The organism is Nostoc paludosum FACHB-159 (assembly GCF_014698835.1).
In the GTDB taxonomy this organism is placed as follows: domain Bacteria; phylum Cyanobacteriota; class Cyanobacteriia; order Cyanobacteriales; family Nostocaceae; genus Nostoc; species Nostoc paludosum.
In genome coordinates this window covers 22,537-43,933 of sequence record NZ_JACJTU010000020.1, presented here as the reverse complement: position 1 = coordinate 43,933, position 21,397 = coordinate 22,537, and the positions used below count along the sequence as shown (strand labels likewise).

The 21,397-nt window shown below is 40.5% G+C and carries 18 protein-coding genes and 1 pseudogene; 10 read left to right on the top strand and 9 right to left on the bottom strand.

Annotated features, from left to right (window positions below; translation table 11 throughout):
- Positions 1-214: 214 nt before the first annotated feature.
- The 3 genes from H6H03_RS20470 (at position 215) to H6H03_RS20460 (ending at position 3,481) form a co-directional block, all read left to right on the top strand.
- Positions 215-934: a hypothetical protein gene (locus H6H03_RS20470; protein ID WP_190956998.1), complete on the top strand. Its 720-nt coding sequence runs from the start codon at positions 215-217 to the stop codon at positions 932-934.
- 346 nt (positions 935-1,280) lie between these two features.
- Positions 1,281-2,048 carry a DUF1350 family protein gene (locus tag H6H03_RS20465; protein ID WP_190956997.1) on the top strand — a complete coding sequence of 256 codons (768 nt, stop codon included), beginning with the start codon at positions 1,281-1,283 and terminating at the stop codon, positions 2,046-2,048.
- A gap of 296 nt (positions 2,049-2,344) precedes the next feature.
- On the top strand, positions 2,345-3,481 hold the full coding sequence (locus H6H03_RS20460; protein ID WP_190956928.1) for a SpoIIE family protein phosphatase: 1,137 nt from the start codon (positions 2,345-2,347) through the stop codon (positions 3,479-3,481).
- On the opposite strand, the gene H6H03_RS20455 is transcribed toward H6H03_RS20460, so the two are convergent.
- The 6 genes from H6H03_RS20455 to H6H03_RS20430 all read right to left on the bottom strand — a co-directional run bounded on the left by H6H03_RS20455 (position 3,482) and on the right by H6H03_RS20430 (position 8,362).
- The gene (locus H6H03_RS20455) at positions 3,482-3,808 is read right to left on the bottom strand and encodes an STAS domain-containing protein (RefSeq protein WP_190956927.1); all 327 of its coding nucleotides are present in this window, start codon (positions 3,806-3,808) and stop codon (positions 3,482-3,484) included.
- 460 nt (positions 3,809-4,268) lie between these two features.
- A complete protein-coding gene (locus tag H6H03_RS20450; RefSeq protein ID WP_190956926.1) occupies positions 4,269-6,284 on the bottom strand; it encodes a PAS domain S-box protein in 2,016 nt (671 codons plus the stop codon).
- 336 nt (positions 6,285-6,620) lie between these two features.
- Positions 6,621-7,271, bottom strand: a complete 651-nt coding sequence (grpE, locus tag H6H03_RS20445; RefSeq protein ID WP_190956925.1) for a nucleotide exchange factor GrpE — start codon at positions 7,269-7,271, stop codon at positions 6,621-6,623.
- A 161-nt stretch (positions 7,272-7,432) separates the two neighbouring features.
- Positions 7,433-7,924 (bottom strand): Dps family protein, encoded by a 492-nt coding sequence (locus H6H03_RS20440; RefSeq protein ID WP_190956924.1) that lies wholly within the window; start codon positions 7,922-7,924, stop codon positions 7,433-7,435.
- The gene (locus H6H03_RS20435; RefSeq protein WP_190956923.1) at positions 7,881-8,075 is read right to left on the bottom strand and encodes a hypothetical protein; all 195 of its coding nucleotides are present in this window, start codon (positions 8,073-8,075) and stop codon (positions 7,881-7,883) included. Before H6H03_RS20435 ends, H6H03_RS20440 begins: the two co-directional genes overlap by 44 nt.
- Positions 8,076-8,098: 23 nt before the next feature.
- On the bottom strand, positions 8,099-8,362 hold the full coding sequence (locus H6H03_RS20430; RefSeq protein ID WP_012410090.1) for a ParB N-terminal domain-containing protein: 264 nt from the start codon (positions 8,360-8,362) through the stop codon (positions 8,099-8,101).
- Positions 8,363-8,482: 120 nt separating this feature from the next.
- Between H6H03_RS20430 and H6H03_RS20425 the strand changes: the two genes are divergently transcribed.
- Complete coding sequence (locus tag H6H03_RS20425; RefSeq protein ID WP_190956922.1) at positions 8,483-10,150, top strand: SpoIID/LytB domain-containing protein; 1,668 nt, start codon at positions 8,483-8,485, stop codon at positions 10,148-10,150.
- Positions 10,151-10,401: 251 nt separating this feature from the next.
- On the opposite strand, the gene H6H03_RS20420 is transcribed toward H6H03_RS20425, so the two are convergent.
- Positions 10,402-10,701: a ferredoxin gene (locus H6H03_RS20420; protein ID WP_190956921.1), complete on the bottom strand. Its 300-nt coding sequence runs from the start codon at positions 10,699-10,701 to the stop codon at positions 10,402-10,404.
- Positions 10,702-10,925: 224 nt separating this feature from the next.
- Between H6H03_RS20420 and H6H03_RS20415 the strand changes: the two genes are divergently transcribed.
- The 4 genes and pseudogenes from H6H03_RS20415 to H6H03_RS20400 all read left to right on the top strand — a co-directional run.
- Positions 10,926-11,123 (top strand): hypothetical protein, encoded by a 198-nt coding sequence (locus H6H03_RS20415; RefSeq protein WP_190957006.1) that lies wholly within the window; start codon positions 10,926-10,928, stop codon positions 11,121-11,123.
- Entirely contained in the window at positions 11,086-12,144 is a 1,059-nt protein-coding gene (locus H6H03_RS20410; RefSeq protein WP_190956920.1) for a Gfo/Idh/MocA family protein, read from the top strand. Before H6H03_RS20415 ends, H6H03_RS20410 begins: the two co-directional genes overlap by 38 nt.
- A gap of 10 nt (positions 12,145-12,154) precedes the next feature.
- Positions 12,155-12,946 (top strand): type I methionyl aminopeptidase, encoded by a 792-nt coding sequence (gene map, locus H6H03_RS20405; RefSeq protein ID WP_190956919.1) that lies wholly within the window; start codon positions 12,155-12,157, stop codon positions 12,944-12,946.
- Between the two features lie 219 nt (positions 12,947-13,165).
- Positions 13,166-13,441: pseudogene (locus H6H03_RS20400) on the top strand (DUF4351 domain-containing protein); the annotation flags it as partial.
- A 71-nt stretch (positions 13,442-13,512) separates the two neighbouring features.
- Here the strand turns inward: H6H03_RS20400 and H6H03_RS20395 are convergent.
- On the bottom strand, positions 13,513-14,865 hold the full coding sequence (locus H6H03_RS20395) for a pentapeptide repeat-containing protein (protein WP_190956918.1): 1,353 nt from the start codon (positions 14,863-14,865) through the stop codon (positions 13,513-13,515).
- A 235-nt stretch (positions 14,866-15,100) separates the two neighbouring features.
- On the opposite strand from H6H03_RS20395, the gene H6H03_RS20390 reads away from it, so the two are divergent.
- Entirely contained in the window at positions 15,101-16,642 is a 1,542-nt protein-coding gene (locus H6H03_RS20390; RefSeq protein ID WP_190956917.1) for a WD40 domain-containing protein, read from the top strand.
- 1,133 nt (positions 16,643-17,775) lie between these two features.
- Positions 17,776-18,474 carry a phytochelatin synthase family protein gene (locus H6H03_RS20385; RefSeq protein ID WP_390842761.1) on the top strand — a complete coding sequence of 233 codons (699 nt, stop codon included), beginning with the start codon at positions 17,776-17,778 and terminating at the stop codon, positions 18,472-18,474.
- Positions 18,475-18,907: 433 nt separating this feature from the next.
- Here H6H03_RS20385 and H6H03_RS20380 read toward each other — a convergent pair whose 3' ends face one another.
- Positions 18,908-21,121, bottom strand: a complete 2,214-nt coding sequence (locus H6H03_RS20380; RefSeq protein ID WP_190956915.1) for a tetratricopeptide repeat protein — start codon at positions 21,119-21,121, stop codon at positions 18,908-18,910.
- Between the last annotated feature and the right edge of the window lie 276 nt (positions 21,122-21,397).

Genomic DNA, 21,397 nt, shown 5'->3' with positions numbered 1-21,397 from the left:
TTGCCTATTGCCTCTTCCCTGCTATAAGTATTAATTTACTTAAAAACTTTGGACAAAATACCCGCTCCTTTAGCATTTTAGAAATTTGATTGCTATAGTAGATTACAGCGCTTTTCAAGTAATTGAACTACACCACTCCCCATGACCTCTCTCAATCGTGGTCAACTACCTGAAAATTGCTGTAAATAACTATTCTTGCAAGGATTTGAAAGCTGTGCGGGATGATTTACAGGGCTTGGAAATTAGTCAGAATGAACTGCAAAAGCTGACTAATTTACCTGTCAATGAGGATCTGTTAATTATTACAAATGTTTTGCTAAAATTCGGAAAAACATATATAGATAAAATTAAAGGTTCCGAAGGAGCAACTGTAATATTTATTGGATTTTCTACATTTGTTTTTACTTATATTTTATTTGATTTGATTCTGAAAATATTTATTTCATGGATAACAGTTCCGTCTTGGATGTTCTTAATTGTTTTAGGTCTTTGGGTTGGTGGATTAACGCAAACTATCTTATATGTACTTTGGAAAAGCAGAACTAAGTTAGTCCAAAAAAGCATGAATAATTCTCTAAAAATACTTTTAAGTGAGGTGAATAGATATAATGCTATTATTAAAGCAATAGATATTAACGATCAAATAGAAGAAGCTGGTAACCCAGAAGTAGTTATCACCCAAAGAGACAGTGTGATCGAAGCATTGAAACTCACCAAAACTGACTTAGTTCGCGCTTTGAAGACAGAAAGGATATTGAGGGAAAATAAAAACTTTATTCTTAGTAATACAGAATTATTTGCCAACAATTTAGCAACTTTAACAGCCATGCAAGTACACGAGCAGGCTACCGAGCATGGAAGGTTACTCAACGAAGCATTACAAATTGCATTAGATGTACAACATGAAATGAAAAAATTACAGAGTCAGCGTTAAAAATATATAGGACTCATATTTGATTTATGAAAAAACTCGGTACACCTTAATTTCCGAAAATCTTATTGCCTGTTGCCTTTTGCCTCTTGCCTACCCAGATATATAATTTCAGAAATCAAACCTGATTCCTATAGGACTTACGTACACTCTACGATTCTTCTTTAGGAGACGCTAGGCGAACGCGTAGCGTCTCCTAAAGAAGGAAAGGTAGTTCGATAGCTTTTTTATTTGGAAGTTTGTAGACGTTGTTGCACGTTAAAGCTCCAATGGGTTTTTCGGTAATCCTTCCCACAGTTGCAATCCCCGTCTAACATAAATATTATTCGTGAAGCGATCGCTTATCGGCATGGACTGGAAAGAAGTTAGAGGTAACTGGGTAATCATTCCCCGAAATCCCATAGGTATCATCCATTTTCTAGGAGGTGCTTTTGTCGCCACTGCACCGCACCTTACTTATCGCTGGCTACTGGAACAACTGGCAAGTAAAGGTTACGCTGTCATTGCCACACCTTTCGTCAATACCTTGGATCATACTGCGATCGCCAAATCCGTGCTGCTCAACTTTGACCGCACCCTCGAACGCCTACATGACTCTGGGGCATTACGCAAGCTTTACTTCCCCATTTACGGCCTTGGGCACAGCATGGGCTGTAAACTTCACTTATTAATAGGTAGCTTCTTTGAAGTTGAACGCGCAGGCAATATTTTAATATCCTTCAACAACTACGCCGCTAAAGAAGCCATTCCCCTAGTAGAACAATTCAATTCTACTTTGAACATCGAGTTTACTCCCTCACCATTGGAAACTAACAGACTTGTCCTAGAGCGATACAATATCCGACGTAATTTATTAATAAAATTTAGCAACGACACCATTGACCAATCAGCAGCTTTAACCAAAATCTTGCAAGAACGCTTTGGTGAAATGGTGACAGCACAAACTTTACCAGGAAATCACACAACCCCTCTAGGCCAAGACATCAAATGGCAAACTGGAACATCTTTCACTCCCTTTGATGCCTTAGGACAATGGTTCAAGCAAGAAGCATACCGGGACTTGAATCAGCTAAAAACCAGCATTCTCCTGTGGCTGAATCCGCTTGCACCTCCATAATGTTTTATGACTTTAAAAATTCATAAATTCGACGGAAAAATCAAAATATGTTAGTAGTATTAATACAGCAATATTACTAATATATTACTAAATTTTGATGGACATATTACCTATCTATTTTTTGTCTTCGTTACGACGGCAGTTGCTCATTTCAGAGACCAAAAAGACCGTCCTAGCTGTTTTTTTTGGTTAGTGAAAAAATTAGGTATTCTTTGAGCATTAAAGAACCAGTCCATCTCATATTTTATTTTTTATATTTACAGTAAATTTTTAATTAGTTGTTCGTGCAACGTTCTATGTATCAAATACTAATAATTGATGACGATCCTTCAATCAAAATACTCCTGAAAAGGATGTTGGAAAAACAGGGGTATGAAGTAATTACTGCCAGTAGCGGCGAAGAGGGAATAGAAAAGGCGCAGGCTTGCCATCCAGCACTAATTATTTGTGATTGGATCATGCCGGGGTTGAATGGTCTTGAGGTCTGCCACCGCATTAAAACAGATTCGCAATTTTCTACCACATTTTTTATTTTATTAACATCCTTAGATTCCGTTGCCGATTGTGTTAAAGGATTAGATGCTGGTGCTGATGATTTTATCTCCAAGCCCATTGAACACAATGAATTACAAGCAAGGGTAAGAGCAGGATTACGTCTGCATCAATTAAGTAGAGATTTGCAGACTCAAAAGTTGCTTTTAGAATCAGAAATGTCAGAAGCCGCAGAATATGTGCGATCGCTCCTGCCTTTTCCCATGAATGAACCCTTCAACATCAATTTTCGATTCATTCCCTCACGACAACTCGGCGGTGACTGTTTCGATTATTACTGGCTTGATGCTGATTATTTAGCAATTTATTTGTTGGATACTGCTGGACACGGACTCAAAGCCACTCTTCCCTCGGTTTCCGTGATGAATTTGCTTCGTTCTCGTGCCCTCAAAAGTCTTAATTACTATCAACCTAGTGATGTCTTAAAGGCTTTAAATGATACCTTTCAGATGAATTATCAAAATGACAAGTACTTTACAATCTGGTACGGAGTTTACAACCGCATCAATCGCCAGTTAATTTATGCTAGTGCAGGTCATCCACCAGCAGTTTTAATCACCGGCACATCTCCCAGAAAATCCGAAATTCGACTCTTGAAAACCCCCGGTATGCCAGTTGGGATGTTTCCAGAAGCAAAATATGTTGATGCTTTTTGCAATATTGAAAAATTCAGTACCCTTTATATTTTTAGTGACGGTGCTTATGAAATCACTAAATCAGATGGCACGCTTTGGAGTTTAGATGCTTTTATTCAGCTATTAGTTAGCTTACAAAATTCTGTTGATAGCCAACTCGAACGGGTACTGAGTTATTTAATCGCTCTCAACTCCAAAGATGGTTTTGATGATGACTTATCTATTTTGCAAGTTAAATTTGATTAATTAATTTTTGGACAATAAAACCTGATTAAATGCTTCTTGGGTAGGAAATATTTCAAATATCTTATCCATATTAGTCAATTCAAATAATATTCTGACTTGCTCATTAATTGAACAGATAACAAGCTGAATATCTGCTGCTCTCAAGGTTTTGAAAGCTAAGACTAAAGCTCCCAAACCTGAACTATCCATAAAAGTTACATCTTGAAAATCAAGTAAGACAGTTTTCACGCCAACTTCGAGAATTTTAGTAATATTTTGCCTAAATTCTTGTGAGGTTGTGGAGTTCAGACTCCCACTGAGTTTAATAACTTTGACTTCTTCTCTCATAATTATTTCACGATTATTTGTGTAAATGTTGTTTGCATTTTGCTATTATATACCGATAATAGAATTTTTTTAACTATCTAAAAGTAAAGAATCAAATTGAATAGTGCTAAATTGTTCATTTTGGGAAATTACTAACTGAAACTTCGATAAATATTGGCTGTTGATTGTTTATTTAATTAAAACAGCGATCGCTCCTAAAATCTGTTCTTCAAAGTCTTGCTAAAAATGCTCAATTACTCAATATTTAATAATATTTTTTATAAATAGGTTAAATTTAGTGATTGAAAATATTGATGAATAATCTCAATTAAGATTGAGTTTATTTATATCTAATAGTTTACATAATTGGATGAATTTAGGTTCGGATTTAAGAAACTAAAGCCAACAATTTTGGTTTGGGTTCCGCCAAGCTCAAACATACAAATTAAATTAAATCGCTTTCTGGCATAAAGGTAGTAGTTTATTTTTGGCTAAGAGGAATAGTAACCACAAATTCAGCCCCACTTCCTGGCTGCGAAATGCATTCTAAGCTGCCACCATGCTTTTGTGAAATAATTTGGTAACTAATAGACAAACCCATACCAGTGCCTTTACCAATGGGCTTAGTACTAAAGAACGGGTCAAAAAGTCGCTGTTTCACTTGCTTCGGTATTCCTAATCCATTGTCAGCAATACGAATAACAACTTGTTTTTCCCTAGTGAGTTCAGTATGAATGCGAATCGTCGGAATTAGACATAGGGCATGGGGCATTGGGCATTGGGCAAGCAGGAAGTGTGGGAGGATAGGGAAAAAATCTTTCCCCCCTCTCTCCCCACACTCCCCACACTTCCCCATCTCCCCAATCCCTACTCCCCATTCAGCATTTCCCATTGCCTCCTCTAAAGCATCGATCGCATTTGCCAAAATATTCATAAATACCTGATTGAGTTGCCCTGCATAGCATTCCACTAAAGGCAAATTACTGTATTCTTTAATAATTTGAATGGCAGGGCGATCTGGTGTAGCCTTGATTCGATGTTCCAGAATCATCAGAGTACTATCGATTCCCTCATGGATATTTACTTCTTTCATATCAGCTTCATCCATGCGAGAGAAATTGCGTAAGGATAAAACAATCTCTCGAATTCGCTGGGCCCCAATCTTCATTGAGTTGAAGAGTTTGGGCAAGTCCTCTATCAAAAATTCTAAGTCAATGTCTGTTGCTAATTCTTCAATTTCAGATATGGGATGGGGATGGAGTTGCTGATAGAGTCGAATGAATCCCACTAAGTCTTGAATGTAGTCGTTGGCGTGGGCGAGATTGCCGTAAATAAAATTCACAGGGTTATTAATTTCGTGAGCAACACCCGCCACCAATTGTCCCAAACCTGACATTTTCTCACTTTGGACAAGTTGCATTTGAGTTTGCTGGAGTTCATCGAGAGCTTTTTCTAAGTCCTCTGCCTGCTGCTTTAATTGAGTTTCTGCTCGTATCCGCTCAGTGATATGAACCGTTGTTCCCACCAACCGATAAATTCTACCCTTACTGTCTTTGAGTGGATTAATTGTAGTTAGCGACCAAACTTCTTCACCTTGAAAAGTTAAGCATTCTTCATAAGTAATGGGCGTACCTGCTTCTACACAACTTATATATCTCTGACGAACTGCTATACCTTCCACAACACCAACCACATCTTCTGGTGTTTTACCAATTACTTCTGTACTACTGATACCAGTGGTACGTTCTGTAGCTGGATTCCAACCCGTAAAGAGAAAGTCACCATCTTCTAGAACATCCACCACAAATATCAAATGTTCAGCTCCCTCATAGACAGTGCGGAGGAATTGCTCTTTCTGTTGCAGTTGCACTTCTGCCAGTTTACGCTCGGTGATGTCAGTAACTGCACCAACTAAACCAACATTCTTACCCGTGCAATCTTTCAGAGAATAAGACCTGAGGAAAGTCTGCATAATCCGACCACTAGCAGACTGTTGCTCAACCTCACCTATCCAGGACTTACCGGAAATAGTAACTTGCCATATCTCCTTGGCAACTGCCGAGTTAGTAAACACAGCAGAAAAGCCCCCAAATTTCATGAAGTCCTGCACAGTTTCACATTCATACAATTTGGAAAATGCCGAATTTTGGTAGATGTGATTACCCGCAGCATCCGCTATGCCAATAGCATCACTGGAGCTTTCTACCGCTTGCTTGTAAAGCATTAATTCTGCTTGTGTCTGTTGCCGTTGAGCAATCTCAGCTTGGAGTGCCTCGTTAGTTTTAATTAATTCTTGAGTCCGTTCTTCTACTTGTCTTTCGAGTTGTGCATAAGCTTGCTGGAGTGCTTCATGGGTTTGTTGAAGCTTCTTGATATCTTTAACAATCTGCAATAGAAAGGCAATAGAGACATTTTCCTGTTGGTTTTTAACTGGACAAGTGCTGACGAGTTCCCATAATTGATTGGGAAACTCATTTGTTTTGTTGTCCTTTTGCATACCCTAAGTCCTGTTTGTAATTGAAGTTTAGATGCACCTTCCCTCTCAAAAAAGTTATCTGAGGCATCGCTTCTGCTGCTTTAGTATTCCCTGTGTCTGTTATTTCTCAACAGACAATACTAAAACTGAGAATTTATGATTTATAACTCCCCAGTGTTAACTTCTAATTCCTGACTTTCTTAACAGGTCGTAGGGAGTGGGGACTGGGGATTAGTGACTGGGGACTGGGCATGGGGCAAGCAGGAAGTGTGGGAGGATGGAGAAGAAATCTTTCCCCCCTCTGTTCCCACACTCCCCAGACTTCCCCAATCCCCAGTCCCCAGTCACCAATCCCTTTCACATAGGACTTACTTTGGCTCTATAAAGCAGCTTGTCACCTTGAAGGTAACCAGTGTAGCGTACCTTGACTAATTCTCCAGGTTGTGCTTTTCCTTCCATCAATTGGTGTAGTTGGGGATCGTAAGGTACTTGTGTTCCTACAGATGCGATCGCTTCCACTCCCCACCGTTGTAAAAGTTTTTCTAGGGGTTTCTGCACCAATGGCACTATTTTCACTGCTGCAAACTCTGGATCTTCTTGGGCTTTTTTTGCTGCTGTTGGCCATTGCAACAACAAAGACTCCAGCATCTGTAAAGTTGACTGCTGGAGTTCTTGTAGTAATATTTCTCGCTGTTGTTCTAATTGAAGTTGCAAGCGATCGTATTCTATTTTTAAATTTGTAATTTCTCTTAATAATTCTTGATTAGCTGCTGGATTTTGTAATAATTCTACACTTGAAAAATTTGTGATTAATTCACTCAATGGCATCTGTAGCACTGGCGACAGCTTCAGCAGTACATCTACCCGCATCTGCTCTAGTTTTCCTTGCCGTAACCGCAAAATTTGATGCTCTGAGACACCAGCAGCACGACTGAGGGCTTTAAAACTAGAAATGCCCACTCGCTGCATTAATTTTTGTAACTTTTGGGTGAAATCAATATTGGACATGGGGCACTTGTACTGAGCGCAGCCGAAGTATTGGGCATCGAGCATTGGGCATTGGGCATTGGGCACTTGTACTGAGCGCAGCCGAAGTATTGGGCATTAGTTATTCTCCGCGTCCCCGTGTCTCCCTTGTCTCCCACACCCCCTATGCCCATGCCCAATTCCTATTCTTCCAGCAAACTTCTCAACATCCAAGCTGTTTTTTCATGTACTTGCATCCGCTGAGTCAATAAATCGGCGGTAGGTTCGTCGTTAACTTCGTCCACTACTGGGAAAATAGACCGTGCAGTTCTGACTACGGCTTCTTGTCCTTCCACTAGCAACTTAATCATGTCTACAGCTTTAGGAACTCCCGGAGTTTCTGGAATCGAACTTAATTTGGCATATTCGCTGTAGGTTCCTGGTGCGGGATAGCCAAGCGCTCTAATTCTTTCAGCAATTAAATCAACTGCTAGCGCTAATTCTGTATACTGGGTCTCAAACATCAGGTGCAATGTTTGGAACATTGGGCCGGTCACATTCCAATGGAAATTATGAGTTTTCAGATACAGTGTGTAGGTGTCAGCCAACAGCCGAGATAATCCCTCGGCAATTTTAGCCCTACTCTCTTCGTCAATGCCGATATTCACGTTTTTGACTGTTACTTGTGATGACATAATTTTCTCCTAATTGGGTTATATGTAATTGGGGACTGGGGATTGGGGATTGGGTATTGGGGAGATGGGGAAGTGTGGGGAGAGAGGGGGGAAAGATTTTTTCCCTATCCTCCCACACCTCCCACCCCTCCCACACTTCCTGCTTGCTCATACCCCATTCCCCATTCCCATTTTCTATGCCAAGTGCATCTTCAAAACGCTACGGGGTGCTTTACGGACTCTGGCTAAAACGGTTTCTTTGCCTAAACGCTGGCAAGCTTCATACCGATGGCAACCAGAAAAGCCATAATATTGTCCATCTACTTCTAGAACATCTATCGGTTCTTGCTGCCCAATTTCGGCAATCGATTCCATTAAGGCTTGTACTTTATTTGGATCGTTTGCACGGGGCAACGGGCGTTTAATCTGATTTAATGGAATTTCTTGGACTCTAACCATAAGGAGTTTATCAACTAGTTTTTTTTGTACCTTTATATAAATCATAATCGTTATGACTTTGTTTTGCAAGTAAGTGATATTTATTTGGGCAAAACTGGTAATGGTATCATTGGAGCACTCATGCGACAAAAAGACCGCGTTACAAAGCAATTGGAAAATCAGCTCCAACGCCGCATTCAGGGGCAAAATCAGGGAGCTATGAAATTTTCCTTTTGGCGTTTTTCCTACACTCTGGTGGCGACATTTAGCCTATCGGGACTGACTGCGGCATCGGCGCCTGAGAGCAATATCCGCGATGTAGAACTGAAAATTGGGATTGTGCAACGATTTGGTGCCGAAGCCACAGCGAAGCTGCAACTGGAACCGACAAAGGGCGATCGCTTAAAGCTAAAATTTCAAACGGGTAACAAGCAAGAAGTTGTGGTTACCAATAAGCCTGTGAAGCTGGAAACAGTTATGCAAACTTTATCCCAGCCAGCAGTTGAAGAAGTGGTAGTCTTAGGTACATACCGCACCTTTGAAACTGCGGAGGACAGTGCAAAAAAATGGCGCTCTCAGGGAATGGAAGTGGAAATAGCCCAGCCAGAACGCTGGCAGGTTTGGGCGAAACGCGACGTTTACAGCACTCCTTTATTGCGACGGTTGTTGTTGCAGAACATCCAAGCTGCTAATCAAGAAAAAGCATATCTTGATAGTAAAGTTACCAAACAAGTGCCGCGAGTTAGTTGGGTAGTGGATGGTAAGCGCTACAGTCCGAATGAGTTAGAAATTAGCACCGAGAAAAACTTGATTCGGGTGAATAAAAGCGATAAACCAGCGAATGCTCGTCTTTATGCAGGGCGGCTAAATTTACAACCGAACGCTTACGGGACATACACTTTAGTTAACCAAGTACCCTTAGAAACTTATTTGCGTGGGGTTGTGCCTTATGAAATAGGCACTGATGCACCAACAGCAGCCCTAGAAGCGCAAACAATTCTTGCTCGTACTTATGCCTTGAGAAATTTACGTAGATTTGCCGCAGATAACTATCAGTTGTGTGCTGATACACACTGCCAAGTTTATTATGGACTGAATGGAGCAGCACCGAAAACAGACCAAGCGATCGCTGCAACTAGAGGTAAAGTACTGACTTATAAAAACGAACTAGTAGACGCCTTGTATTCTTCCACCACTGGCGGTGTCACCGCCTCCTTCAGCGATGTCTGGAATGGTGAGGATCGTCCTTATCTGCGTCCTGTAGTCGATGCTGCGACTAATCTTTGGAATTTATCGAAGCAAAGTTTAGCTGATGAAAAGAACTTCCAAAAGTTTATTAACATACAGCAAGGTTTTAATGAAAGTAAGTGGAATATGTTTCGTTGGCGCAGAGAAACCCGTATAGAGGATATTATCAAGGATTTACAGAAATTTTTGCGCGTAACAAATAGCCCTCATGCCAAATTTAAGACAATTCAGGCTATGGCTGTGGTGAAGCGAAGCGAGAGTGGACGCATCCTCGAACTCGCAGTCAAAACTGATAACAGCACCTTTATTCTTCATAAAGACGAGGTTCGCAGTGCTTTTGCTGCTCCCACAAGTACACTTTTTTATATAGAACCTTTAAACAAAGGCAAACCAGAACTATGGGGATACGCCTTTATTGGTGGTGGGTTAGGACATGGAGTCGGCTTGAGCCAAACTGGCGCTCAAAATTTAGCTAAACTTGGTTGGTCTAATCAGAAAATTCTGCAATTCTACTATCCTGGTACTGAGATTAAAATGCTCAGTAAAGAAGTTAAGCTGTAAAGCTAATTAGGATGGTAATTTTCTTAAAAGGGAACAAGGTTGGGGAAATAGGCAACAGGCAATACCCATATTAATAAAGCAGGAACACAATGAATTTAATGTTCCTGCTTTGTTATAAAATTAGGCTTTTCTTCAAACTATCATGAGAATGGACACATACTATTAGAAGAATATTTCTCCTAAATTCCTTGCTTGTATTATTTGAACATCAGTAACTTTTGCAAGAGATTTATTGTTGAGATGCCTAATTCTTAGTAGAGTTCCTCTTCTTTGTGAGTTTCGATTGTTACATCAGAGGTTGGGTAAGCAACACAGGTTAGTACATATCCAGCTTCTATTTGATCGTCATCTAAAAATGACTGATCGCTTTGATCGACAGTACCTGATACGAGTTTACCTGCACAGGTGGAGCAAGCACCAGCGCGGCAAGAGTAGGGTAAGTCAAGACCAGCTTCTTCAGCAGCGTCTAAAATATATTCATCATCAGGAACTTCAATGGTTTTGTTCAGCCCTTCGGCCTCATTGATGAGTGTGACTTTAAAAGTTGCCATTGGATAATCCTCTCTTTTGGAAACGGCAGTATAAGTTATGCTAAAGCAAATTTTACGGCTGGTCTGATAGGATTAGCCGCCCTTTTATATTTGCTTCAATTCTGATACTACGAGAAAAATTAAACTATGTAACTCTAATTTGACCGCGATTAGTAATGAAATTTAGTTAGTTAATACTAATAAGTTTTGTTTATATATTATTGTTGGGCATTGGGGATTGGGGATTGGGGATTGGGGATTGGGGATTGGGGATTGGGGACTGGGGACTGGGGACTGGGGGCAGAGGAGCAGAGGAAGCAGGGGTAAAGGTTAAAGGAATAAATTTAATCTTTCCCCTTACCCCTTTCCCTTTCCCCATGCCCCATGCCCCATGCCCAATGCCCAATGCCCAAAAAACCAGAACTAGTGAGTATCGTGTATAATTCAGAAGCAAGTTTGGAAAAAGCAACAGTGCGTGTAGGTTTGGTAGGTACTGGATATGCAGCAAAGTTTCGGGCTGAAGCGTTGCTGAATGATGGGCGAATGGGGGAAGGGCAAGCTGCCCGATCGCACTTAGTCGCAGTTGTTGGTCATACCCCAGAAAAAACTCAAAGCTTTGCCAGAGAGTACGAAATTGAAGCTTTGAGTTCTTGGAAAGAGCTAGTAGAACGCTCGGATATAGATTTGGTGGTGATTTCGACAGTGAATCGAGATCATGGGGCGATCGCTCGTGCAGCACTTACCAATGGCAAACATGTAATTGTCGAGTATCCGCTTTCGTTGGATGTGGCGGAAGCTGAAGAACTCATCGCCTTGGCTAAAGCACAACAAAAACTCCTCCACGTCGAACACCTAGAACTTTTGGGTGGGGTGCATCAAGCTTTGAAGCAAAACTTAGCCAAAATTGGTGAAGTATTTTATGTCCGCTACAGCACCGTCAATCCCCAGAATCCTGCACCCCGCAAATGGACTTATAATCACGAACTTTTCGGTTTTCCGTTAATTGGTGCCCTGTCGCGCCTACATCGTCTCACCGATTTGTTTGGTAAAGTATTTACTGTTAACTGTCACCAACGATATTGGGAAACAGAATCAGAATATTACCAAGCCTGTTTATGCACTAGTGAACTCTGCTTTAACAGTGGACTTTTAGCCCAAGTAGTCTATGGCAAAGGCGAAACTATTTGGCAGTCAGAACGCAAGTTTGAAGTTCACGGTGAAAACGGTGCTTTAATTTTTGATGGCGACACAGGAGTTTTCATCCAGCCAGGGGAAACAACACCTATAGAGGTTGGCCCCCGCCGGGGTTTGTTTGCAAAAGACACAATTATGGTGTTAGACCATCTTTTTGATGGCACTCCTTTGTACGTTACCCCAGAGGAAAGTTTGTACACCCTCAAAGTTGCTGATGCTGCCCAAAGAGCTGCACTGTCAGGGTTAACTATATTTGTGAAAGATATCTAGATAAAAATTGATGAGAACTGAACTAATTGTTATTTTATCCCAACGAGAATTAGACAAAATGCGTCAAGCCGGACGCTTAGCAGCCAAACTTCTACAACATCTTGAACCATTGGTGAAGCCAGGGGTTAGCACTTTGGAAATCAATGATGAAGCCGAACGTTGGACACAAGCGCATGGAGCAAAAAGCGCACCCCTTGGTTATAAAGGTTATCCCAAGTCGATTTGCACTAGTGTAAATGAGGTCATCTGTCACGGCATTCCTAATGCCAAGCAAATTCTTAAGGACGGTGACATCATCAATATTGATGTGACGCCGATTGTGGGAGGTTACCACGGCGATACATCCAAGACATTCATTGTCGGTACTCCATCTCCAGTAGCGAAAAAGCTGGTGGAGGTGACAGAAAAGTGTTTGCGCTTGGGTATTGCGGAAGTTAAACCAGGGGCACGCATTGGCGACATTGGTGCAGCTATTCAAGAGTATGCTGAAGCACAGGGCTTTTCAGTGGTGCGAGATTTTGTAGGACACGGTATCAGTAATATTTTTCACACTGCGCCGGATATTCCCCACTATGGTACGCGGGGTAAAGGCAAGCGACTCAGGCCAGGGATGGTTTTTACCATCGAGCCAATGATTAACGAAGGGACTTACGAAGTCGAAGTTCTCAGCGATAAGTGGACTGCTGTAACGCGCGATCGCAAACTTTCTGCCCAATTTGAGCATACTTTAGCTGTGACTGAAGATGGCGTTGAAATTCTTACTCTACCTGAAGGCGAGAATTACTGGCGTGTTGACGGTTAACTCTTGACTGTTGACTGGGGTAGGAGGCAGCAGGCAGGATGTTTGAATTTTGAATACTTCGACAAGCTCAGTACAAGTTTTGAATTTTGAATTAATTTGTTTCCCCATCTCCCTAGTCCTTTAGATGAAAAAGGCTGTGATTCATGGTTCAAACTCTGGCTGCGGAAAACGTCACACTTGAGCAACTAATATTGCTCTATGGATTAGAGTTAGTTGATTCAATTTTGGCAAGAGTTTAAAGAATTTGAGCAGGAGCGGACTATGAGCTACATTACCACAGGTGAGCGCATCGGCTACGAGCGGGGAAAACAGGAACAAGGACAAACACTTGTCCTGCGACTACTACAAAGACGGGTAGGAGAGTTACCACAAGAGGTTGACAGACGCATTCAAACTCTTTCTTTAGAAAAGTTAGAAGTACTTGCTGAGGCTTTATTAGATTTTACAACTATAGAAGATTTACTTAACTGGTTGGAAGCAAATCAAACAGTATAGAAATGTTAATAGCAATTCTGATGCTTTGGCAGAGCTTTCAAAAGCTCTGCTCCTGAATTCTTAGCTGATATCTATCGTCCCAATTTATTAGGAATACCTTCACAACCACCAGGAATAGTGGCTCTAGTTGCTTCGCCACCCCAAGCACAACAGTAGTATTTTACAAACTCAGACATTCTTTGCACGTCAGTGAAATCGGCTTTTTCCACCACAGCGCCAGTTTGTTCGCCTGTTTGATAATCTGGTGGTTCGGTGCGACTGCGGGGCGATGCTTTATCTGCTATGCCGTAGAAGAGGCGAACTCCGTTGAGGTCAGCACCAGTGAGATTGGCATCATATAAAATTGTGCGGGAAAGGTTAGCTTTTACTAAGTCACAGCCGACAAGATTAGCGCGGACAAGATTAGCTTCGCTGAGATCAGTCCAACGCAAATCGGTACCAGAAAGGTCGGCGGCTGCAAGCATTACGCCTAAATCGATGACGCGCACACCTTCTAGACGATCTTCGGCGTAACCACCCATACCATCGAGAATAGGTCTACCCAATCGACTGTCGCGTTTTAGGGGTGATAGCAGCTTGGAACGTGAGAGAAAGCGGAGAATTTTCGCTTTTCCACTGCCATCAACACTACTTAAAATTGCCGCAGTGCGTCCTTCAGCGATCGCTCTTTCTTGAGGCCAATCTTCTAATAATCCTTCTTCATCTAATACTAAGTCTGAAACGCCTTGGAAATAAGAATCAATTGTTTGCTGCTGGGTGATAATATTTTGCTGAACTGTTAGCAGATTTTGTTGAATTGTCAAGTCTTTGGATATTACGTATTGTCGCCAAGCTACGTAAACAGCAATGATGGCGATGAGAATTTGTCCTAAAGCGCCAAACCATTCGGCTAGACTACCAGCAGTTTCCCAGTTAATTTGGCGTCCTAAAGCAAACAAGCGATCGCCTATGCCTGTAAACCGGATCGAGCCGATGATGGCTATTATTAGTCCCAAAAAGCCGACAAACAGCGTCCGTTCTTGAGGCGAAAACCACTCGTCAAAAACTTCTAGAAACCAAGGCAATAATATTGCTAGGGATAACAGTAAAGTTACCAGTGTTCCGACAACGCCGACAATCCAGTTATTGAGAATAATACCGATAAAAGTGGCGGCGATCGCTACAAAAATCAGCAGCAATGCCCTGGGTTTGACTGTGAATTGCTTGGCAAGGGATTGTCTGAAACCAGAACGAGCTTGTTTGAGAGCCGTTGTATGTTGGGGAGATTGCAAAGACGAAATAGCTGCTAGGGCTTGTCTGTTTGCTAATTCTTCTGAGGTGAGATGATTCTCAGTTGCAGCACCATCAAAGTCATCTGGCTGCAAATCGTCTTCTGGGATAGGTTCTGGGGTTGGTAGATTTGAGGAGTTCGATTCATTCGTCATGTTTTCTATTTTGCCCCAGCAGACTCAGTTCAACATCTGTTTTATCAGAAATTGTCCGTAGTTATAGTTAGCGGTGTCAAGTTTACATCCGGTTGTAGAGTTGAGTGGCGATCGCTCCATTGCCCATGTTATCAGTATCTGAAAACTTTTTTGTTACAAATATTTGCACAGGTTACATGCCATAGATTAACCTGTAATTCAACCAATCAAATACAAATCAGATACCTTAACAATAATGATTTCAACGCAAATATCTCGAAAAACCATAACATTTTTAACACTACTAGCAGCAGTTGTCACTGTTGCTGGGTTACTTTGGTTCAAATTTCAATCATCGTCACAAACCCCAAAAACATCACAAGCAACCTCGAAAAACGCTTTGCCTTCGGAAGCTTGGCGAAATACTCAATTACTCCGTACCCTTGCTGAACCTTCCGGACGTACTCAGTGGATTACTTCCCTAGCAATTAGTTCTGATGGCAAAATCCTTGTGAGTGGTACTGACGATGGCACTGTGAAACTTTGGAGTTTGGAAAAAGGCGAACTTCTGGGCACCCTTTCTAAACATTCTGGTTCTATCAAATCTGTTGCTATTAGTTCTGATGGCAAACAAGCTGCTAGTGCTAGTGAAGATAAAACAGTAAAACTCTGGGAATTAAACACCGGAAAGCTGCTGCATAGTTTTGATGACTATACAAATGAAGTTAAGTTTATTACCTTTAATGCTGATAATCAAAGCCTAATTAGTGTCAGCGATGAAAAAGAAAATAATAGTGAAAATAAAACTAAAAAAACTATTAAAATTTGGGATTTAAATACTCGTAAAATAGCCACAACTTTGTCTGGAGGAACAGGAACAGTTAATGCTGTTGCCTGGAGTCCAAAAAAGCAAATTTTAGCTATCGGTAGTGATGGAGCAAATACAGTTGACCTTTGGGACTTGAAAAATAAAAAACAGCTAAATACTCTGATGACGCAATCTCCCAAAGTTGTTGCGCTTGCCATTGATATTGATGGCCAAGTGTTAGCTAATAGCGGAAATTTTGGTAGCTTACAATTGTGGAATTTGAATTCTAACAAAGCAGAGATGCCTTTTGGAGGCGAAGATAATAAAGGCAACTATAATCTATCAGGAAATAGCGGTACTATTGATAGTATCGCTTTTAGTCCAGATGGAAAGACTCTGTTCACTGGTTCTAGGGATTTGACGGTCAAAATGTGGAATATTAGTAATGGTGAATTGATTCGGGTGCTAAAAAATCATGCTGCTTGGGTAGAAGCGATCGCTATTACTCCCGATGGTAAGACTCTTGTTACTGGTAGTGCATTAGGTGAAATCAAACTTTGGCAAACTTCTTCTCAAGCAGCTACAGTGAGAAAAGAAGTAGCTGAAAATGTGAGAAAATTATTAGGGACTAAAGATTGTAAAGAGTGCGATCTCAGTGGTGCAGATCTCAGAAATTTCAACTTAAATGAAGTCGATTTACGATGGGCAAATCTTAGCGGTGCTAATCTTAGTGGTGTCAATCTCAACGATGCTAAGTTGCAAAATGCAATTCTGTTTGACACCAATCTCAAGGGTGCAAATTTAGAAAATGCTAATTTGGAAGGCACAAATTTAGAAAATGCTAATTTGGAAGGTATAAATTTAAAAAATGCAAAAGTGGCTGGAGCAATTCTGCCTAAGACCAAATTAAATCCAGACAAAAATCAGATTGAAAGCGGCAAATCAAATGAGTCAGTTAAACCTGATGATAAGAATAAAAAAGCCCAATAAAAAATAATACCAATTTCCAAAAAAATGCAACAGACAATTTCTAGAGACGCGATTCATCGCGTCTTCAATCTTCAATCGTCAGAATCATGCCGCAATCATTAATTGAAGGGGAAAATAGACTTCTTGCAGAAGTCGGGAAAAGGGGAAGGGGGAAGGGGGAAAGGTTTGGTATTTTCCCTTTCCCCTTTAACCTTTTCCCTTTTCCCACCTCTTGCAAAAAGCACTTTTGCAAGAGGTCTAATGGGTGCATGTTTGAAATTACCCTTTTTCCTTTCTCCTTTAACCGAACCGTATTGGCTTTGGTGGGGTGAAGTTCTTCGGTTTTGACAACACTTAATTACAAAAACTCATTCTTTAATAAGCTAAGAATAAACAGTTCTAGAACGACTTAAGTTGAGCTTATACATGGACATGTTTTTCTCGAAATTTGTCTTCTTCTATAATTAAAATTAAAGTGGTTCTAGAACGACTTATTTTTTAATTATACAAAGTCCTCGAATGATAAGTCAAAAAGAATTTTTTCTCGAACAACTTATTCTTAATTTATTAATTAACACGTTTTTGTCGAACTGACACCTTTTGAAGGGACAAATCGACACGTTTTTGTCGAACTGGCATCTTCTGAAGTGATAAATCAACATATTTTTGTCAAACTGACACCTTCAGTAGACCGAAAAGTTTTGCGATACCTTCTCTACAAGACGTTCTGCGTAGCTTACTTCTCCAAAGGAGTACGGCGGGCGTAGCCATCCTTTAGATATTCAGGATCTCAGACATCGGAGTAAAAATACAACGACAGTTAAGACCGCTAAAGCGATTAATCATATATTTAGATTTTTATAAAAACCTTAGATAAACTTTGCTTATAGTTAATACATAGTTGCAAAACCAGGTCTATGGGCAGAATACCTTGAAAAACCTGAAGTTGGTGTTGCCTTAGCTTGAATAACTAGTAATTAATAAAATTAATCTTGTTTTTCCTTAACTGTCTTAACTGTCCTTGTGTAATTAAGGGCGATCGCTAGATAATGCAAACATGATCTGCAATAAAGCCAAAGGTCAATTCATAGACCTATTGACGCTTCCTTTAAGAATTATCGAGAAAGAGATTTTTTGGTAATTGCTCTGAGTTAATTGATGTATGTATTCAAGCAGGTAGAAAAATGGATATTGAGAATATAGCTCAGATTTCTAAGCGAGATTTAGAAATCATTCAACTACATCAATTTCAACAACCCATTTACTGTTGTAATGTTACTGCGATCGCCTATGCTTTTACTGCATTGGGATATCTAACAACAGTTGATGAGATTTTTTATGCCACCCAACTGCCGATCGCATCAGTTTTAGATGATGGCATGACCTTAGCAGAAACTTACGACACCTGTAAAACTTATATTGAAAAAAAAGGATTACCGCTGTCGATTCGGATGGAGCATTTTGATAAACCGAGTATGACGCTCGAAGCATTCATCCGTGAAGTTGAAGCAGCCGTCTGTGATGAAACTGATGTTCATATTCTTAACTTTAACACTCGTATTGCCCATGAAAACCCAAGCCTAGAAGGAGGTCACTTCTCACTATTGGCAGATTACGATCCGAAAACTCAAGAAGTCACCATTGCAGATACAAATCCCAAACGATATACCCGGTTTTGGAAATGCTCGATTGAGCGATTATATGCTGCTTGCGTCGATAAGGATTCGTCATCAAATCGCTCTCGCGGCATGATTGTAATTCGCAGGCAACAGAAAAATCTAGGCGAAAACGGAGTAGTTCATCCAGCAGAAATCGCGTTGAAAGCTCTCCATTCTGAAGAGGCTTCTCCTTAACTCTACTTTCGCTGAAGTTATACCAATTGAAATATACGTAGGGTGCGTTAGCGCAAAGAGTACGACACCATTAGACTTCTTGCAGAAGTCGGGAAAAGGGGAAAGGTTTGGTATTTTCCATTTTCCCTTTCCCCTTTAACCCCTTCGGGGTTCGCCAGTCGCTCATGGGGGAAACCCCCAAGACCGCGCTGGCTCACCTTTTCCCACAAGAGTGCAAAAAGCACTTTTGCAAGAGACTCCATGAACACAATTCACAACGAAGGAATGAAAATATTTCTTTCCTAGTCACCAGTCCCCAGTCCCTATTTTCAAGGCAGGTCTATTCTTAAGGATTTGGTGCCTTATTGCGAAGCATAACGCACCCTACAGATACTTAAATTTTTTCAGTAATCAAATCGGATTCCTATATATTTTTCACAAATAATTTAAACTGCTATAGTTTTGACAAAATTTCTGGTAACAACTGACTCGGAACTTTCGATAAAGCTATATTTTGCCCCTGTATCCCTAATTCATTGTGAAAAGCACGAATAGTTTTCACCACATAAGCGAAGGTTGTTTGATAAGCTTCTGGTTGTTTACTTAATCCATTTAAAGCTTGTAAATGATGATCTAATGCTATTTCTAGATGTTGAGAACGTGTTGCTTTATCACCATTAAAAGACTTATCTGTTACTAGCTGATAGTGTGCCAGTCCCAAGTTATTATGAGAAGCCAGCAAATCAAAACTTAAAGGATTACCACTTAGCGAGTGAGCCAAAGCTATAGCTTCTTCATAAGCATTAATGCATAATTGTAGATATTTTTGCCTTGCTTCTTTAGTGGTTTGAGATAAATTTGCTAAATGCCAATAGGCAGTACCCAAATTATTTTGCGTTGCAGCGCAGGCGGCAGGAACATTAGCTGGGGTGCGATATTTCAGAGCTTCGTTATAGACATCAATAGCTAGTTGTAAATTTTCGCCGGGTTGTTCGTATTGTGCCAGATTCCAATAGGCAGTACCGATGTTGTTTTGAATCATGCCATATTTGAGCGGTTCCTCTTGGGGGTTGTAGTGTAAAATTGCTTGGTTGTAAGCTGCGATCGCTTTCTTTAAATGCACAATCGGTTGATTATATTGCCCTAAATGCCAATAAGCAGTACCCAAATTATTTTGGCAGGCAGCATACTTTAATGAATCCATATCCGCTGTGCGGTAATTGAGGGCTTCGCTGTAAGCTAAAACTGCTTGCTGCCAATTTTCAGCCGCATGAGAAAAACGAGCTAAATCACCATAAGCTGTGCCTAAATTATTTTGCACGCGGGCGTAAGTTTCTGGATGTGTCTGGGGTGAAATTGTCTCTAAGGCCAACTGATAAAATTCTATTGCTTGTTCTATGTATGTTTGTCCCTCTTCAGAATTAGGTGGTGTGCGGGATAACATCCAATAAAGTGTACCCAAGTCATTCAAAATATCTGGAATTTGTGGTGAAGTTTCGTCATAGCTAATTGCTTCTTGATAAGCGAGAATTGCCACCATCAAATTTTCTAAAGTTGACTCTCCTTGCTCAATCCGAAGGCGGTATAAATTACCTAAACGATGATAAGCTTCTGCGAGAATTTCCCCAGAAACTTCCTGTAAATGTAATTCTTCAATGTCCAACAAAATCTGCTGTGGTTGCCAGCGTTCTTCTGTATCTTGAATAATCTTGGTGTTGATTGATGCAAATACTAATTCCGTTAATTCGCTGCTAATATGAGATAAAGAAGACAGCAAATGGCGATCGCTTCCACTGCCAGATCTAATAGCGGATTGTTGCTGTTGTGGCGCAGTCTTTGATAAATCTACGATTGATGGTACTGCTTCTTGGCTTCTATCTAACCTATTTTCTTCTGTCTGTGCTGGAAAATCAGAATTATTCTCAAATTTTAATTCGCTAACTGTTGATTTGAGTTCTGCTTGGCTAACAGATTCATCTAAAATTGAATGCTCAAGATTTCCCACATCCAAACTTCTAGAATTAGAAAAACGTTCTGGATAGCCTGAATTTTGAGTTGCTGGTGTGGGTTCTCCAGCAAACACAAATACCCCAGTACGGCAACGCCAAAACTGTGGCGCTGATTGTTGGATAGCAGACAGCCAAGGACGTGGTATCCACAACAGCAAGTTAGATTCTAAAAATCGACTGGATTCTTGGGTAGAGAAATATTGCTCGCTTAACCGGAGATAATGTAAAAATAAACGCTGTATTGCTACCGGTTGCTTGGTCAGCTGCTCCACCCCCACAATCTGAAATGCTGGTATGGGAGAAGGTCTTCCTGGGCTATCTTTTGATGCTCCAATAATTGGCGGTGGATAATTAGCCAACCATTGATTGATTTGAGCTACGGGATTGGGATCGGTTAAATTTAAACGTAACGTAACTAATCGCGGATAAGCTGGAGTGCTATTTTCTTGGGCATTTGATGGCTGATATAGCACTTGTCCCACAGGATAAGCCAACGTAGAATGCAAACGCGCTGCTACTTGGTTTCTCAAGTGTAAATCATCACATACTGCCAAAAAAAGTTGTCGTCGTAAACCAAGACTTAAGGCAAGTTTTAAGCGCTGGTAAACTTGTCGGTTCCAAGTAGAATTATCGTTGTGTGGAGTATCATTCACGCTCATGGCGGCTAAAGAGCCAAAACAAAGTATATGTCACCTTTGGGGCGCATCGGAGTCAGCTAAAAATTTCATTATGAAAATGATTTTGAAGTAGATGTTGTGATGCTAAGGATAATAGCAATTTTAGATTTTAGATTTTGGATTTTGGATTAAAAGTTTTAATTATAAATCTATTCGCTGGAACTCCAAACAAGACTATTTATCCCAATTTTGTAGAATAATGAAGTATGTAATTATACTTAATTACTACCCTAATTTTAACAAAAAATAAAAAAACAG